This window comes from Pseudoalteromonas sp. SIMBA_162 (assembly GCF_046535955.1).
Classification (GTDB): domain Bacteria; phylum Pseudomonadota; class Gammaproteobacteria; order Enterobacterales; family Alteromonadaceae; genus Pseudoalteromonas; species Pseudoalteromonas marina.
Genome location: NZ_JAWJBQ010000012.1, coordinates 87,268 through 104,918, shown reverse-complemented (window position 1 = coordinate 104,918; position 17,651 = coordinate 87,268). Strand labels below are relative to the sequence as shown.

Annotated in this window: 14 protein-coding genes; 11 read left to right on the top strand and 3 right to left on the bottom strand. The window is 41.5% G+C overall.

Annotation, left to right across the window (positions count from 1 at the left end; translation table 11 throughout):
- Window positions 1–141 precede the first annotated feature (141 nt).
- The 8 genes from R0J88_RS10730 (at window position 142) to R0J88_RS10695 (ending at window position 7,274) form a co-directional block, all read left to right on the top strand.
- The gene (locus tag R0J88_RS10730) at window positions 142–1,725 is read left to right on the top strand and encodes an alkaline phosphatase (protein WP_410899889.1); all 1,584 of its coding nucleotides are present in this window, start codon (window positions 142–144) and stop codon (window positions 1,723–1,725) included.
- Window positions 1,726–1,736: 11 nt separating this feature from the next.
- Complete coding sequence (locus R0J88_RS10725; RefSeq protein ID WP_410899888.1) at window positions 1,737–3,527, top strand: alkaline phosphatase; 1,791 nt, start codon at window positions 1,737–1,739, stop codon at window positions 3,525–3,527.
- Window positions 3,528–3,639: 112 nt separating this feature from the next.
- Window positions 3,640–4,368: a hypothetical protein gene (locus tag R0J88_RS10720; RefSeq protein WP_410899887.1), complete on the top strand. Its 729-nt coding sequence runs from the start codon at window positions 3,640–3,642 to the stop codon at window positions 4,366–4,368.
- Between the two features lie 314 nt (window positions 4,369–4,682).
- Window positions 4,683–5,114, top strand: coding sequence for a hypothetical protein (locus tag R0J88_RS10715; protein WP_410899886.1), 432 nt, complete (start codon window positions 4,683–4,685; stop codon window positions 5,112–5,114).
- Between the two features lie 112 nt (window positions 5,115–5,226).
- On the top strand, window positions 5,227–5,577 hold the full coding sequence (locus R0J88_RS10710) for a hypothetical protein (RefSeq protein ID WP_243532122.1): 351 nt from the start codon (window positions 5,227–5,229) through the stop codon (window positions 5,575–5,577).
- A complete protein-coding gene (locus tag R0J88_RS10705; RefSeq protein WP_410899885.1) occupies window positions 5,562–6,302 on the top strand; it encodes a hypothetical protein in 741 nt (246 codons plus the stop codon). The genes R0J88_RS10710 and R0J88_RS10705 overlap by 16 nt, the downstream gene beginning before the upstream one ends.
- Before the next feature lie 52 nt (window positions 6,303–6,354).
- Window positions 6,355–6,888: a YcxB family protein gene (locus R0J88_RS10700; protein WP_410899884.1), complete on the top strand. Its 534-nt coding sequence runs from the start codon at window positions 6,355–6,357 to the stop codon at window positions 6,886–6,888.
- A gap of 14 nt (window positions 6,889–6,902) precedes the next feature.
- A complete protein-coding gene (locus R0J88_RS10695) occupies window positions 6,903–7,274 on the top strand; it encodes a hypothetical protein (protein ID WP_008131888.1) in 372 nt (123 codons plus the stop codon).
- Between the two features lie 97 nt (window positions 7,275–7,371).
- Here R0J88_RS10695 and R0J88_RS10690 read toward each other — a convergent pair whose 3' ends face one another.
- Window positions 7,372–9,261, bottom strand: coding sequence for a monovalent cation:proton antiporter-2 (CPA2) family protein (locus R0J88_RS10690; RefSeq protein ID WP_410899883.1), 1,890 nt, complete (start codon window positions 9,259–9,261; stop codon window positions 7,372–7,374).
- 200 nt (window positions 9,262–9,461) lie between these two features.
- On the opposite strand from R0J88_RS10690, the gene R0J88_RS10685 reads away from it, so the two are divergent.
- The 3 genes from R0J88_RS10685 to R0J88_RS10675 are packed head-to-tail and all read left to right on the top strand — an operon-like array spanning window position 9,462 to window position 13,657.
- Window positions 9,462–10,118, top strand: coding sequence for an ABC transporter ATP-binding protein (locus tag R0J88_RS10685; RefSeq protein WP_410899882.1), 657 nt, complete (start codon window positions 9,462–9,464; stop codon window positions 10,116–10,118).
- On the top strand, window positions 10,111–12,540 hold the full coding sequence (locus R0J88_RS10680) for an FtsX-like permease family protein (RefSeq protein ID WP_410899881.1): 2,430 nt from the start codon (window positions 10,111–10,113) through the stop codon (window positions 12,538–12,540). The genes R0J88_RS10685 and R0J88_RS10680 overlap by 8 nt, the downstream gene beginning before the upstream one ends.
- Before the next feature lie 7 nt (window positions 12,541–12,547).
- Window positions 12,548–13,657, top strand: a complete 1,110-nt coding sequence (locus R0J88_RS10675; RefSeq protein ID WP_410899880.1) for a lipocalin-like domain-containing protein — start codon at window positions 12,548–12,550, stop codon at window positions 13,655–13,657.
- A gap of 82 nt (window positions 13,658–13,739) precedes the next feature.
- Here R0J88_RS10675 and R0J88_RS10670 read toward each other — a convergent pair whose 3' ends face one another.
- Window positions 13,740–14,633 carry a hypothetical protein gene (locus R0J88_RS10670; protein WP_410899879.1) on the bottom strand — a complete coding sequence of 298 codons (894 nt, stop codon included), beginning with the start codon at window positions 14,631–14,633 and terminating at the stop codon, window positions 13,740–13,742.
- Between the two features lie 205 nt (window positions 14,634–14,838).
- Entirely contained in the window at window positions 14,839–17,370 is a 2,532-nt protein-coding gene (locus R0J88_RS10665; RefSeq protein WP_010557894.1) for a TonB-dependent receptor plug domain-containing protein, read from the bottom strand.
- Between the last annotated feature and the right edge of the window lie 281 nt (window positions 17,371–17,651).

Here is a 17,651-nt window from a genome sequence, read left to right as displayed (position 1 = left end):
TATTTTTGTAAATCTTTGGTCACTTTTTCTTCATTAAAACGTCCTTTATTAGTCATATGTATTTCCTATAGTGCAGCGGTTACTTATTTGAGGTTTTAGCTTCAAGCAAAAATAACCACTACATAATGGGAATAATAAAGGATGAAAATTAAAAAAGTCGCTGCGGCGGTTGGGCTAACATTTATGTTAAGCGCTGCAAGTCATGCCAATGTATTACCACAAAGCCAAACAGACAATAACTGGTATACAAACGCACAAACTACGTTAGCTACTAAAAATACTCAGGCACAAAGTGCACAAGTTACAAAAGCAAAAAACGTAATTTTATTTGTGGGTGACGGCATGGGTATTTCTACCCTAACGGCAGCACGTATTTTAAAAGGCCAACGAGCAGGCAACCCAGGTGAAGAAGGCTATTTAAGCTTTGAAGAGTTCCCGTATTCTGCGCAAGTTAAAACGTATAACGTAGATGCGCAAACGCCGGATTCTGCAGGCACAATGACCGCAATGATCTCAGGTGTTAAAACTGATGTAGGCGTAATTGGTGTAGACGAAGACATTGAGCGCGGTGTGTGTTCAACTGTATCGGGTAACGAGCTTTTAACCGCAACAGAACTAGCTGAAATTAAAGGCCTTGCAACAGGGGTTATCTCTACAGCGCGTATTACCCATGCAACGCCAGCGGCCACGTATGCTAAATCGGCAGACCGTAACTGGGAAGATATTTCAGATATGCCAGAAGGGTCTGAAGCCTGTGAAGATATTGCATCTCAACTAATTAACTTTGAAAAAAACCTAGAAGCGCGCTTTTTAGGTACCGACGTGGACGGCCTTGATTTTGTAATGGGCGGCGGTCGTCGTCACTTTTTACCAAAAGATGCTGCGGCTAATTCAAGCGATGCAACAAGCGCCGTTGAAGGCGATCGTACCGATGAGCGTAACCTTGTCACTGAGTGGCAAACACAATATCCAAATGCAACATACGTCATGGACCAAGCAGGGTTTGATGCTATTGCCGATGACGCTACGAAAGTATTTGGCTTATTTAACGAATCGCACATGCAATACGAAGCTGACCGAGCAAACGACGTAGCAGGCGAGCCATCACTGACCGAAATGACCACAAAAGCAATCGACGTGCTGGGTAAAAACGACAATGGCTTTTTCTTAACGGTTGAGTCGGGCCGTATTGACCATGCGCACCACGCAGGCAATGCTTACAACGCACTTAACGATACCATTGAATTTGCCAATGCAGTTCAAGCAGCAATCGATAATACCAACCCAGAAGAAACCCTTATTTTAGTCACTGCCGATCACAGCCACGTATTTACTATTGCTGGTTACCCTAAGCGCGGTAACCCAATTTTAGGCCAAGTAGTGGCCGTAGGCCAAACAGCGCCAAGCCTTGCTGCCGATGACATGCCATACACTACAGTAGGTTATGCAAATGGTTTAGGTTTTAGAGACCTAGGTGATGAAACAAACGCTGATGCAACCTACTTAAGCGGCCCAGTAGCTGGGCGCGTTGAGTTAAATGGTGTTGATACAACAACCCCAGGTTTTCACCAAGAAACAACGGTGCCACTCGGTTCTGAAACACATGCCGGTGAAGATATTTCACTGCATGCTAAAGGCCCAGGTGCACAACTTGCTCAAGGTGTTATTGAGCAAAACGTTGTATTTCATCTAATTAACCAAGCTCTTGAATTAACTCAGCAATAATGGCGGCGAACATGAAAAAATTAACAGTACTTTCTTTAGCAGTAATGGTCGCGCTAGCGGGTTGTTCAAGTGATGACGATAAAAGTGATAACAACATTATCGCAGTAGACAACGCCATAGCCGTGGGCTCAGCGCAATGTATTAATGGCGGTGTAGAAACCCAAGTGGGCGTAGATACAAATGAAAATGGCGTACTCGATAGCGACGAAGTTAACTCATCTAACCTGGTGTGTAATGCGCCGGCAACGTCGCTAACTACTGAGCAATTAGCTAACCTTACAGGTAATGCCTGGTATAGCGACGCACAAACAAAGTTATCAGCAACGCAGCAAGCTAATACCGAAGCGGTTACAGAGTCGGGCAAGGCGAAAAATGTTATTTTATTTGTAGGCGACGGTATGGGTATTTCTACCGTTACGGCTGCACGTATTTTAGCGGGTCAGCTTGAAGGCGGCATGGGTGAAGACTACCAACTTAGTTTTGAAACCATGCCTTACTCAGGCTTTGTTAAAACGTACAACGTAGATGCACAAACACCTGATTCAGCAGGCACAATGACGGCAATGGTGTCAGGTGTTAAAACTGATGTTGGCGTAATCGGTGTAGACGAAGACATTGAGCGCGGTGTTTGTTCAACCGTTGCAGGTAATGAGCTGGTCACCTCGCTTGAGCTTGCTGAAATAGCAGGTAAAGCAACAGGCCTTATTTCTACGGCGCGTATTACTCACGCAACACCCGCGGCAACGTATGCGAAGTCGGCTGATCGTAACTGGGAAGATAACTCTGATATGCCAGCAGGTTCAGACGCATGTGAAGACATTGCATCGCAACTTGTTAACTTTGAAGCTAACCTAGAAGCACGCTTTGCAGGCATTGATGTAGATGGTATTGACGTAGTAATGGGTGGCGGTCGTCGTCACTTTTTACCAAAAGATGCCACGGCTAATTCAGGCGATGCAATCAGCGCAGTTGAAGGGGATCGTACCGATGGCCGTAACTTAGTAACCGAGTGGCAAGCTACTTACCCTAATGGCAACTACGTAATGGACCAAACAGGGTTTGATGCAATTAGCGACGATGCTACAAAGGTGTTTGGTTTATTTAACGAATCTCACATGCAATACGAAGCTGACCGTGCAAACGATGTAGCGGGCGAGCCTTCGCTTTCACAAATGACCGAAAAAGCAATCAACGTGCTTAACAACAACGAAAACGGCTTTTTCTTATCGGTAGAGGCCGGGCGAATAGATCATGCACACCACGCAGGCAATGCATACAACGCGCTTAACGACACCATTGAATTTGCTAAAGCCGTTAAAGCCGCTATGGACAGCACTAACCCAGAAGAAACGCTGATTGTGGTGACTGCCGATCACAGCCATGTATTTACTATTGCAGGCTACCCAAAACGTGGTAACCCAATATTAGGCAAAGTGGTTGCAGTTGGCCAAACCGAGCCAAGCCTTGCAGCCGACGACATGCCATATACTACAGTAGGCTACACCAATGGTTTAGGCTACAGAGACTTAGGCGATGAAACCAATGCCGACGCTTCTTACTTAGCTGCACCGGTTACAGGGCGTGTTGATTTAACAAATGTTGATACAACCACACCGGGCTTTCACCAAGAGTCGTTAGTACCACTTAGTTCAGAAACCCACGCGGGTGAAGATGTAGGTGTTTACGCAATGGGCCCAGGTGCACATTTAGTAACAGGCACAAACGAGCAAAGCTTTTTATTCCATGTAATGGACTTTGCCGCAGACCTAGTTAAAACAGCCGATGAAACAGTGGCTCAGTAAATAGAGCCTATTAAAAGCCCGCATTATTTTGCGGGCTTTTTTATGTCATAAAAATGCCATTGTTAGTGGTTATGTTATGGCAATAACAGTGACGTTAAATATAGAGAGCACCATGAAAACAGCATTATCATTACTCGCAACCATGTTGGTTGCCACACTAACAAGCGCCAGCGCAGTTGCCACTCAGTGCAACCTAAATAGCCAGTACTTAAAAGCCGACTACACAATTACCAACACCCACAAAAATAAGCAAAGTAGTCAGGTACTTACACTTTGGCGTAATAACCAGCAAGTCGCACATCAAAACGATGTTACTACTGAGCTGTGGCAACATTTAGCTAATAAACAAATTCGTCCAATACGTTATTTTAATGCCCAACAACGCGGTATTGAGTATCAGCCATCGGAAGTGCGCGGCGTACAAAATTGGAGTGCTAAAAATCAGCTGGTGGATAATCACTTAATTAAAAAAATGACCCTTACAAAAACGCAAGGCACAGGCTGTGATGAGGTAAAAAACTACACCTACCAAGAGGGAGAAAATACCTACACACTTGCTTTTTATAGCCAAACCCAGCTTGTTAAATCTTTTAGTGTAAACAACACAAAAAACCAAACAATCACGTTACTAAGCTTAAATAACGTAAGCTATAACAAGCAGCAAGTTACTTCGCAATTTGCGCAGTGGGACCGCTTTCAAACTACTGACTACGCCGACATTGGCGATAACGAAAACGACCCGTTTTTAGCAAAAATGATCAACCTAGGTTTTATAGAACACGGCGCAACAGGGTTTTATAACGAGCAAGGTGAAGCGATTCAAGGCGGACACCACCACTAGGTTTTAGCTGGACTTTAGCGACAAAGGCTCCGTCATATGGCGTAAAACGAGCTTGCTGTATTTAGATTAAATTTAATTTACTTTAAATCAGCAAGCTATAGTGGGCGACTAACCGCCCTGTAAAATAAAGTGCATTTAAAATACTACTGCCCAAATAAGGCCTCGAATAATCGGCTCTTCTTATAAATAAGCAGTCACTTACAGCCAAATATTTTTAGTTGGCAATAACTTACGCTATTTGATACTAATAGAAGTCCACTCAATAGGGACGTTTGCAAAAATGCCTCTTAACAAAGCTGTTATATTGGACTTAAATGCGAGCACTTTTAGTTATATGTTTTTTCTGGACTAACTCATTATTCGCCTGCGGTGATGATGAACTAGGTCAACTCGCATCTTTTGCAATAAATGAAGACTATAGCGTAGGTAACGTTACAGGCTATATTGTATATGTGCCTGAAATGTTTAATAATTATTATTTAACGTCATTCACTCTAGTGATAAAAGATACTTTTTTAGCAGACTTAAACTTTACTGAAGCTAATAGTTATAAAGGTTATTACAAAGTTTTTTTTCAAGTTAATCCTGAAAAATTAGATTTACTAAATATAGTACTCGGTTACTCAACAACACAGGACAAAAAAGGAATTGTGATGTGTGGTGAAAGAATACAGTTAAATTTAAAAGAGTTGCTCAGAGCAAATCGGCCAGAAGCGATCATAGCAATACCACCGCCGTTAAAATAAAAATTATGTTCTTTTTTACAACGTCGCTCAGAAAGTTTGAAGTAGCTTGGTTGAGTTTTTTACGGCGCTTTAATTGTTCGCAATGTTTAAACAAAGTTAGGAGTTACTTTTAATGAGAAAGTACGTATTTAGTCTTTTATTTGTTTTATTACTAGCCGGGTGTGATTTTGAAGTACCTGGAGCCGATGAAAGGTTTGGTACGCAAAACTTTGTATCTGCTATTTCTCTCATTGAACTACATAAAACTCGCAATGGCGTATATCCAAACACTTTAGCCGAACTGGATTTTTTAGGTGATTGGGATGGTATTTGGTTGTCCGCTGTTAAATATGAAAAAAATGATGACGGCTACAATTTATACCTTGAGAGAGGATGGGCTGGTAAGCCCTCATTAGAGTTTCCTGAGAGATTCAAGCAAGGTTTAGGTATTAAAGAAACCAATATTAAATGGGTAAAAAACTAATTACCAAGGCTGTAACAGTTATTTATAAGGAGTTTGCATCGAACATGCGTATTATGAATTTTATTGAAAAAGCTAATAAGGTATTACTATTTATTGCTGCAATAGTTGTAATTTTTGCTATTGGTAAGAGCCTTATTAGTGATCTTTTTAAAAGTGGCTATTCTGCGCCTAAGGTTCAGGTGATTGAACATAGCGCGGCCCTTGATGAAGAACCAAAGTTACAAAAAAATTATATTGGTCAAATCAAAGATGTTCACATTTTAGAAATCACATCTGACAAAATAGTAAATCAAAAACCTTACAGCGCTAATGCTGAGATTATTGTTTCTTCAGCACTGAGTTTGAGTCGTAATGCAGTAAATTTAATGTTTACTAAAACTGGCCAGAAAAACAAAGTGTTATTCAAAAATAACGTATTAATTGTAGGCTTTTCTCCGGTTCAATTAAAAGAAACCAGTTACCAAAGCGTTCTAAGTAAAAACATCTACTCCGTTGTACGAAACGACACGAATAAAAATGGCTTTTTAAATAGTGATGACCAAAAAGAGTTGTTAGTTTCTGAATACGACGGCTCTGGCTTGAAATCCATTATGGATAATATTGAGGGCTATCAGTTAATTAGTAATAATACGGCCTTAATTTATACCAAGCCGGAGAGTGAAACACTTTATTATATTTTTGATGTACTATCAGGTGAGTTAGTTAAGCTTGATACACGCTTGTAGTTAGTAATTAACTTAAACACAAAACCTAATTGTGCGCTGAAAGGCGTTTTATATGGACATGACAATGCTCAAATCTATTACTGTTACTAAAAAGAATTATACCGACTACGCTGATTTTATAATAAAAAAGTTGTGTGCGCCTAAAGATAATAAAGGTCTAGGGTTTATAAAAAATGTGATTGTATGGTTTGTGCTAACCGTTGTTTTTATGACTTTTTTTCAGGTTGAGTCTATTCGCCTCTCTGACTTTCATTGGCCAAGTGGGTTAATTGTAGCAGTGCCATTTTTAATATTGATTATTGTATTTTTATACAATAATCATAAGATAAAAAAGCAATCAATCCCCAATGAAAATGGCGTAATGATTGGCAATAAAACAATTGAGTTTCAAGCTGATGGTATTTGCGAAACTAATCATCTAGGACGTTACTTTTATAAATGGCAAGCCGTTGAAGCAATAGAAGAAAATAAAGGCGACTTATATATATTTGTAGACAAGCTATTGGCTTTAATAATTCCGGCTAGTGCTTTTACAAGCGAAGCCGAAAAAGAAGAACTAAAAGCTTTAATTAAAGCCTATATCTAGTAATGTATTACTTTATGAATATTTACAAAGCTTTAGCGCTTATTTTAATGCTTATACCTATTTCATCAATGGGAAGTGAAAAACAAGCTAACACTACCGATGAACAACAAGATAAGTATCTTGAGCATAGAGCTGCTTGGGAGAAAATGCTAAAAGAGCGCTATGACAAAGAGTTAAAGCACAACCCACCAATACCGCCTTGGATTAAATTTCCAGATTATCACCCAAGCGAAATTTTTTGGAGAATGGGGGAAGGCGAAAGCTACATAAGTGACTACGTCTTTACTTATTTTAAGTACGCTTCTAAAGCTGAAATAAATGCTTATAAGATTAAATATCCAGAACCCGCAGATTGGGGAGGAATATATAAGCGTTTTGAACACTAGCTAAAGTTCGGCTATGTTTTTAGGTAACTTATGTGAGTGTGGTATTTATTAAAAGTGCTATTAACTCATGCTAATAGCACATATCAATTTTTAGACACTACTCCAAATGAGCATCATCAGGCTTTTTAGGTTTATCAGCGAGTTCTGTTAGGCCATCTTCGCAATCGCCGCTGTCGCAGGTATTTAAATCGCTTTGTGCTTGCCTGTCTTGTTGTAATACCTGTTTTAAATCTTCCATACGTTGGCGCACAGCTACGCCGTAACTTGCATCGTCGCCCCATAGTTCGGCAAGTTGTACAACCGCAGCGCGATCGTGTTCTCTAAACAGCTTACCGGCGCGCTCGGCATCTTGTTTGTTGTTTCCAAGTAGCTCTAGTGCTTCTACGGCTAAATTAATAGCTGAGTCGACGGTTTCGCGGTTAAAGGCATCTACTTTTAAATTAAGCAATTTGTAAGCATGGCGACGGTCTATTGCGCGGGCAACAATTTTTAATTGTGGGTAGTTTTTGTGGGCAAGCTCAATTATTTCAATAGTTTTGTCAGGGTCATCAATGGCAACAACCAGCATTTGTGCGGTATGAGCGCCTGCGGCTTCAAGGAGTTCTTGGCGTGCGGCGTCACCATAAAATACGGTATTACCAAAGCGGCGTAGTAATTCTATTTGGCTGGGGCTGTGATCGAGTACTGTTATTTCGTAGCCTTGGGCGTGTAATAAACGGCCCATAATTTGTCCAAACCGTCCGTAGCCCGCAATAATAACGTGTTTAGCTGTGCTAATTTGTTCAGGCTTGTCGAACTCTGGCGCACTGGTATGGCTGCGCTTTTCGAGTTGTTCGTACATCATTAACAACAGCGGCGCTACTAACATGGATACGGCGACGACCAGGGTTACTAAGCTTGTTTGTTCTGGTGTTAAAATGGCCAGTGTTGTGGTTACGCTTAATAATACAAAGGCAAATTCGCCGCCTTGTGCAAGGGCTAATGCAAATAGTAAGCGCTGTTTTTTTATGATGTTAAAGGTAATGGCAAGGGCATATAAAATACAGGCTTTTACCACAATAAGTAATGCAACAAGTGCGATAACAGTTGAAAACTCACTAGCCAATAACTCAAAGTTAATAGAAGCACCTACGGTTATAAAAAATAACCCGAGAAGTAGGCCTTTAAAGGGCTCTATATCGGCTTCGAGCTCATGCCTAAATTCACTTTCGGCAAGGACTACCCCTGCTAAAAACGTTCCTAATGCTGGTGAAAGCCCAATACTTTGCATAACAAGAGCAATAGCCACCACTAAAAATAGCGCAAAAATAGTGAATATTTCACGCATGTGAGTTTTAGCTATGTATCTAAATAATGGGGCTGATACGTATTTACCACCGGCAATAATGGCTGCGATCACGCCTACTGATACAGCAACTTGTTGCCATACTGGCCAGTTGGCAATAATAGAATGGCTGATTTCTTTAGAGCTACTTGGTGGAGCAAAGGCAAGTAATGGCAGCAGTGCCAAAATAGGAATAATGGCAATGTCTTGAAATAATAAAACTGAGAATGCATTTTGGCCGGCTTCGCGCTTTAGCCAACCTTTTTCTTCAAGGCTTTGCAGTACAATAGCGGTTGACGATAACGCGAGCATTAAACCAATAGCGAGTGCGGTTTGCCAAGGCATAGTAAAAAACCAAAAACAAAACGCAAAAATAACGGCGGCGGTTAGCACTACCTGCAGGCCACCGAGCCCTAAAATAGAGTGGCGAAGCTTCCATAAGCGGGAAGGTTGCAGTTCAAGGCCAACTAAAAATAGCATCATCACTACGCCAAATTCGGCGAAATGCATTACATCTGTTTGATCGCCCACTACCCCTAATGCATAGGGGCCAATGAGTATGCCGGCAATTAAGTAACCCAGTACCGAGCCAAGGCCCACTCGCTTGGCGATAGGCACCGCCACAATAGCCGCAGCTAAGTATATTAACGCTATTTCTAACACATGCTTACCTTATTAAAGTTTAGATAATTAGCATGGCTTAGGTACTTTTAAAATACAATGAGTTACTTAGTAAAATTGCTTTAACTGAATGATAAAATTTATTGCAATGGGCATAAATAAAGCACTTAAATGACCGAGTTGCTGTTATTGTAACGTTTAAACAAAACTAAAAATTTTGCCCCTAGGACGAGCTACATTTTATGATTTCGCTAAATAATGTGTTTTTTACACGCCAAGATGGTGGCACAAAACGACAAATAATTAATGATTTATCGTTAACTATTTTACCCGCTGCACACATTGCTTTACTGGGCGATAGTGGCTCGGGCAAAACAACATTATTAAATTTATTAGCCGGTTTACTGTCTCCTGATGCAGGAACTATTACGGTTAATGAGCAAAAAATTAGTGAATTGAGTGCCAGTGAGCTTGCGCTTTATAGGCGTAAAATAGGGATTATTTTTCAGCATTACCAATTACTCAGCCCGTTAAATGTAAAAGACAACATGTGCTTTCAAGCAAGGCTTAATGGGTTATCGCCTAGCGACGATGAAGTAAATACAATGGCTAAAAAGCTAGGCTTAGAAAATAAGCTAACAGCGATGCCTGAACAGCTATCAGGTGGTGAGCAGCAACGAGTTGGAATAGGCCGTGCGCTATTAAATAAGCCCAAGCTACTATTGGCTGATGAACCGACCGGCAACCTTGATGCCGCTCGCTCACTCGATATCGTTACGCTATTAAAAAGCTTGTGTGAAGAAGAGCAAATAATACTAATTATGGTCACTCATAGTCAGCAATTGGCTAATCAATTTACTACGCAACTATTTTTAAAAGATGGCCAAGTTAATGGCTGAGCTTAAACTTATATTAATAACGTATATGCAGTTTTATCGCCGTCATGTAGGGCTGTTATTACTGTTTTTTATTGGTTTTAGTTTAGGTGCGGCGTTACTTACTGCAATACAAGGTTTAAACCTGGAGGCCGGTAAGCGCTATCAACAAACCACAGCGTTGATTGCAAACCCTGTGACGCATTTTATACGCCCTGTATTAGGTGAAAACAGGTTGCCCAACAGTATGTGGTCGCGCATTAGGGCCGCTGGTTTTACGCAGGTTCAACCCGTTTTAGAAGGTGTAATTGAAACCGATAAGCAGCAAAAGCTCGCACTTAGAGGTGTCAATTTATTGCAATGGCTTACACAAAATACCGACAGCTCAGCATCAACAGCAAACAATAGTTACTCCGGTTTTGAACAGCTACTAAATACTGTTTATATCGATCCTAAATTAATGCAGCGGCTAAATTTAAAAAACAGCCGTATTAATATAAAAATGGGCGATGCCACCCGCACTTTAACGGTAAGTGAACTGCAAGGTCTAGGCATGACCATGCTGGTGGACATTAGCCTTGCTGATAAATTACTGCGCGCAAATGGGGTGATCAGTTACTTTGAAGTAAGTGGTTTAAATAGTAAACAAGCAGCTAAGTTAAACGCATTGCTAGGCGAGCAAGCACGCCTTGAAGCTGCGCAAGAGCAAGCTTTTGACGCGCTATCGGAGGCGTTTTTCTTTAATTTACAAGCGCTGGCATTGTTGGGTTATGTGGTAGGTGCGTTTTTAAGCTTTAACGCAATTAAGCTGGCATACAATGCGCGCGCTCACTTACAGCAGCAAATGTGGGTGTTGGGGTGTCAGCGGTCGGCGTTAATTAAGGCGCTGGCTATTGAATTAACGTTGCTTAGTTTTTTTGCGGCTGTGTTAGGTGCGATATTAGGCGCGGCACTAGCAAACGCCTTGGTTATGGATGTATCGGCCACTCTTCGAGGGCTTTACCAACTAGATAGAAGCTTTGTAGTAAACCTTGATAGCAGCATGGTTGCCAGTGGCTTTACACTTAATATTTTTGTTTTGTTAGGATTTTTAGCCAGCCAGTCGGCTCGATTAAATACTGTTTTAGCGCGTATTAAATGGCCAATGTTAATGCTCGCCATTACAGCAACCAGTTATTTAGCGCTAACGGCAAATACCAAAATGGGCGCCTTGTTGCTGTGTGTTTGTGTGCTACTGCTCTTTTTTGTGGTTACGCCACCGATAGTTAAAGCTGTATTTAAGCTGCCATGGCCCACACAAAACCCGATTATTCAGTGGTTAAAAGCCGATAGCATAGTGCAATTACCTGCATTATTGAGCTCAGTACTCGCCATTTTAATGGCGATGGGTGCCGCTGTAGGTATGCAAATTATGGTTGGCAGTTTTAGCGACACCTTAGATACACACCTTGAAAAACGCCTAAGCGCCGATTTGTACGTAAGGCCCGATCAAAACATTCAAGCATTAGGAACCAAACTGACTGAACTCCCAGAAGTTGAAAAGGTGGGCGTATATTGGTCAGCTAACAGTGAGCTTAAAACACCTAAAACCATGGTTGCTGTTGATGTTATGGCATTTGGTGCAACGGCCAGTTACAACCAACATCTTACTTTGTTAAACAATAAAGCACCTACATCTACAGTATTTGAAAAAAACAAAAATGGGATTGTGGGTTGTTTAGTGAATGAACCCGCCTTGCTGCAGTACTCGCTTGCAGTTGGTGACATAATAACCCTAAGGCAGCATATTAATAAACTAACGTGCCAAGTACGCGCTGCCTATTATGATTACGGCGAGCAAGGTTTAAATGTGGTAGTCACTACAACAGCACTATTAAATAGCAGCTTAAGTTACACCGAGTATGGTTTATCGCTATGGCTAAAGCCCAATAGCGACGTAGACGCCATAGCCGAATATATTCAAAAACAGTACCAATTAGATAGCCAACAAGTCATTGCCAATCAGCAGTTTAAGCGCTTTGCTAAGCAGTTATTTGGTAAAACTTTTTATGTTACTCAGGCGCTTAATATATTTATTATGCTGATTGCATTATTTGGCATGTGGGTAAGCTTTTTAACCCTGGGGCGGGGGCAATTGCAGCCTATGGCAGTATTACAAACGTTGGGTGTGACTCAACTGCAATTATTGGGTGCAAAAATATTGCAAGCCGCACTTATTATTTTAACCACTTTGTTATTGGCTATACCTTTGGGACTTTGCCTTGGGTGGGTATTATTAACTTACGTAATGCCAATTGCCTTTGGTTGGACCATGGCCATGACCGTTAATTGGCTGCAATTAGGTGGTTTTACTGTGCTTATATTTATTTTAGCCTTATTTGTGAGTGCGTTACCGCTAATAAAATTAACACGAAGCGCAGTTGCCGATAATGTCGCCAAGTTATAGGACTTACATGAATAGACTAAAAGCAGCCGTTATCTTTGTTTTTATTGGCGCATTAAGCGCGTGCCAGCCAGAAGTAGAGCAATTAAGTAAAACCAAACAAATGCATAGCGGATTTGCACAGCAATTTGGTGAACCTGTAAATAAACAACAAGGGCTTAGCTTTCCACGCGATCATGGAGCACATCATCAGCAAGGTATTGAATGGTGGTACGTTACTGCTAATTTAAAGGCAGATAATGGCGACACCTTTGGTGTGCAATGGACTTTATTTAGGCTCTCTGTTGATGATAAAAACACTGCAACTGAAACGTCGCCATGGTGGAACGGGCAGCTGTATTTTGCTCACTTTGCAATACAATCAGATACCCAGCACTATGCGTTTGAAAAGTACGGTCGATCGGGGCAAGTTAATATTACTGCGCAGCCATTTGAGGCTCGCTTAGATGATTGGCAGTTAGCAAGTAAAGAGGCAGCATTTTTACCGCTTAACTTGAAGGCGCAGCAGGAAAATTACAGCGCTAATTTGGTGCTGGCTAATAGCCCACTTGTAAAACATGGCGAGCAAGGTTACAGCCAAAAAACGCATCAGGGGCATGCCTCTTATTATTACAGTTATCCGTTTTTACAAGCCAAAGGCAACATTACATTTGCGGGTGAAACGTATCAAGTAACCGGAGATGCTTGGTTAGACAGAGAGTGGTCTTCGGCGTTAATCGATCCGAGCCAAAATGGGTGGGACTGGTTTAGCATTCAGGCTGATGATAAAAAGCAGGGTGGTTTGATGGCATTTTGTATTCGTAATGGCCAGCAAAGTTATGATTACTGCAGTGCATCGCACATTACTTCCGATGGACAAGTGCGCGCAATAGCAAATAATGACGTGACCTTACAGGTATTAAAAACATCTGAGCTTACAACCCAAACGGCGCAAACAACGCCAAGTAATAAATCCTACCCTATTAAATGGCAGCTTAATGTTGAGGGATTTGAGCCTATAACCATTGAAGCGCGTAACCCCGATTCACGTAATCAATTGAGTATTCCCTACTGGGAGGGGCGAATTAAAACCCAAGGTGGTTTTAAAGGTAAAGGTTATGCAGAGTTAGTTGGCTATTAGTGGGTTATAAAGTTTTTAAAAAGAAATGCACTTAAGCCAAGGCTAAGTGCATTTTATTATTTAAAGCTTGATACACCTGATCTTATTGGTTGTATTTTACAGGGCCGTTCACATTATCAATGCTTACATCGCCAGAACCTGCTTCAGTAATAGTCAATGATTTTGCATGATTAACACGAATACTGCCCGAACCATCTTCAATGGTAACGTTTGCATCAACATGCTCAATGGTTAAGTCGCCCGAGTTATCTTCAACGTCTACAGCGCCATTAATATGTTGTATTGCTATGCTTCCTGACCCGTCTTCAACGGTTAATGTACCGCGCACATTATTTACACTCATATCGCCTGAGCCATCATCAATATTTGCATTGCCATTCACGTTATTAATAGTAATGCTACCTGAGCCATCGTTAAGCTCTAGGTTGCCGGTAATGCTTTGAAGCGAAATATCACCCGAGCCATCGTCTATGTTTAAATTTTTAGCGCCATTGATTGATAAGCTGCCTGAGCCATCTTTTACATCAATATTATTTGTCATGGCGTTAATAGTTATATCGCCCGAGCCATCATCAATATCTAGCTTAAGGTTGTTAGGGACGGTGACCACTAAATCAATGCTTGGCGATTGACCGCTGTAAAAGCTAATTCCATTATTACTTGTATTTTGGGCAACAAGCTTTGCTTTAGTTCCACTTTGATCGAGTGTGAGTTCGTATTCGTCGTCAATATCGGCTGTGTAAATAGTGGCGTCAACATTAATACTGGTTGCTGTTGACGAGCCCATTATTTTAAGTGAACCTGCACCGCTTAATACGTCTAGGTATTCAAGGTTATTGCTAGGTAATGTAAGTTGTTGTGTTTGTTTTACCGATGCAACGCTTGGCGAAATATGAAACACGCAGCCACTTAATAATAAAATACCGCTAATTAGCGAAAGTGGTTTAGCAATGGTAGATACAGTTGATGAGCTCATGGTTAGTCCTTTTAATGTGACGTTATTTGTTAATATAACAAGACTAGAGCAATAATGGGGCCTAAATTTAAGTGTTTGTTTTATAATGAATTTGGTTTTTTGCTAAAAATTAAAAGACTAATTAGTGGTTAAAATTACTAACTATTAATAAAAAGGATGCATAGCGCATCCTTTTTGTTTTAACGACTGGTTTTAATTATACAAATTAAAAGCTGTAAGTAATGTTACCGTATAAAAAGCGGCCATCTAAACTGTACGGTGTATAGGGTGTGTACGGGAATATTTGGCTAAAGGTAGAGTAACCAATGTTATCGACCGTAGCTTGCGGGTATTGGTCAAATAAGTTATTGGCACCCAGTGCAAATTTCCATTCGTCATTAGGACGATATGCCACTTCTAAATCGGTTATCCATTTAGCGTCTAGGTATTCATCGCGATCGCTTGTTGTGGAAATATCAGCAACTTCACCGTAACGTGTTGCACGTAACGTTGTTTGCCATTCGTTAAAGTTCCACACGGCCGACAGATTCAGTTTGTTGTCTGGTGTGCCTTCTTCAAAACGACCTACTTCACGGCGTGCAAATACAACGTAGTCGTCACCTAAAGAGTTTAGTTGTTCAGGATTATCGTCAACGTGTGTCACTTCGGTGTCGTTAAAGTTAGCCGCTGCGTTTAAGCGCACATCGCCAAAGTTATCTAACTGAAGTAGGTAAGTTGCAACAATGTCTACGCCTTGCGTGCGCGAGTCGATTGCGTTAGTAAAGTAGCGTACGCTTTCGGTATTTAACTCACCAGCATCCGCTAAAATTTGCTGTACTGCGGCACCGCTTAAGTTTTCCGAGAGTACAATACGGTCATCAATATCAATACGGTAGGCATCAACCGTTAAGCTAAAGTTACCTTGGGTGTAAACAAAGCCAGCAGTTAAGTTAACTGAGTCTTCAGCGTCTAACTGTTTTGCGCCAAGGGCTTGCGCTGCGGGTGCATCTGTTGGGAATAGGCCTACTTCAAACGCTTGGTTGTTTTCAAGTACGGTTGAAATTTGGCGATACGAGCTTTGTGCAAGCGATGGTGCACGGAAACCTGTGCTAATTGCCCCACGTAGCGATAAGTTTTCGTTTACGCTGTAACGTGTTGCAAGTTTTGAGGTAAAGGTGTTGCCAAAGTCGCTGTAATCTTCGTAGCGGCTTGCTAAAACCATGTTCCAGTTTTCGGTTAGGTAGGTGTCAAACTCAACAAATAGTGCAACGTTATGGCGGCTTTCATCGGTTACGCTTTCTGGACCAAAACCCGAAAGTACCTGCGCGCCACCGGCAGCAATTGGGTTGCCATTGCTATCAAGTGCAGTAATGTAAGAGGCTTCTTCACCTTGTTCTATTTTGTAGCTTTCGTGGCGGTATTCAGCACCTAGAGTAAAAAATACGTCGTCAGGTAATCCTAAATCAAGGGTTGTGCTGGCATCACCATTGACTATAAATTGGTCATAAACTAGTGCGCCGTTATCAAATTCGGTGGGACTGGTGGCACCCAAAGACGTATTTAAGCTATTTACAACGCCCAATGCAAAGTCGTTGCGGCCATAGTTGGTACTTACATCCCATGTCCAGTCGCCCGTTTCACCTTCTAGACCTAGGGCAAATGAGTAGTCTTCAACATCGGTTTCAATTTGCGGTAAAAAGCCATCTGGGTAGAGTGCTAATACGTTACGGCTGTCTTGCGCACGGCGGTAAAAGCCACCTGAGTTACCTTCTCGTTTTGAGTAGCTACCAAATGAATACAGGTTTAGGCTGTTATCTAGCTCGTAACCCATATTGTAAAATAAAGCGTAATCTTCAAGGTCAGCTTTACCAAAACGATGGTTGTAACGGTCAATAGTAAATTCGCGCGGGTCTAGGCTGCCATCGTCAAGGCGGCTATATTGCTCGCGAGGGTCAAAACCAGAGCGTTGTGTTGGGCTGTTATCGCGGTATTCAATCGATACGTTTACAAAGCCGCTGTCTGATAATGCAAATCCAGAGTTAGCGCTAATAGTGCGTGTTGCGCCATCGCTAATTTCGCGGTCATCACCTAGATTAAATGCAAGGTCGCCGTTTGCATCTGCATAGGTGCTTTCTAAGTTCGGTGCGCCCGCCATTTGTGTATCGTATTCACCATAGGTTACGCTTACACTGCCGCCTTCAGAGGCATCTTTTAAAACAATATTAATCACTCCAGCAATGGCATCAGAGCCGTATTGCGCTGCAGCGCCATCGCGAAGTACTTCTACGCGCTTAATGGCTGATGTAGGGATCATGTTTAAATCGACCGCAGTAGATCCTCTACCTACAACACCCGCTAAGTTTAAAAGCGCGCCAGAGTGACGGCGTTTACCATTGATAAGCACTAAAGTGTGATCGGGCGCTAAACCTCGTAACACAGCAGGTTTTGCATGATCGGTCCCATCACCTAAAGTGGCACTTGGAAAGTTAAAGCTAGGCACTTGGTTGGCAAGAACTTGGCTGATTTCAAGTTGGCCTGTGCTTGCCATATCGCTGCTAGTAATAATATCTACCGGCACTGAGCTTTCAGCAATACTTCGCAAACTACGGCGAGTACCTGTTACTGAGATTACTTCGATATTCTCTTGTGCCTGAGTATCTTGCTCTGCTGCATTAGCTGTAACAAAAGAGCCGCCAAGTGCAGAGGTTACGGCCAGGCTAAGTGCTAATTTATTGGCTGATAAACGCTTAAAAGTCATTTATGTTCCTTAAGAACGTCGTTGTTTTGGTGAGTTTGAAAAAGGAGCGAATCATATAGAAGCGCTCAACTACGTGCAAAGATAAAAACCATCTATGTTATTCACGTTTTTAATAAGTAAGGCCACTGTTTACGTACGTTACAGACGGTTAGATCGTTACTGTTGTAATCTTGTGGCGAATGGTTGCGAAATCAAGAAAAAGTAAAAGAGAGATTGAAAAAAAGTGATAAGCATAAAAAAGCCAAGTTAAAAACTTGGCTTAGAAAATACGTTTAAATAAA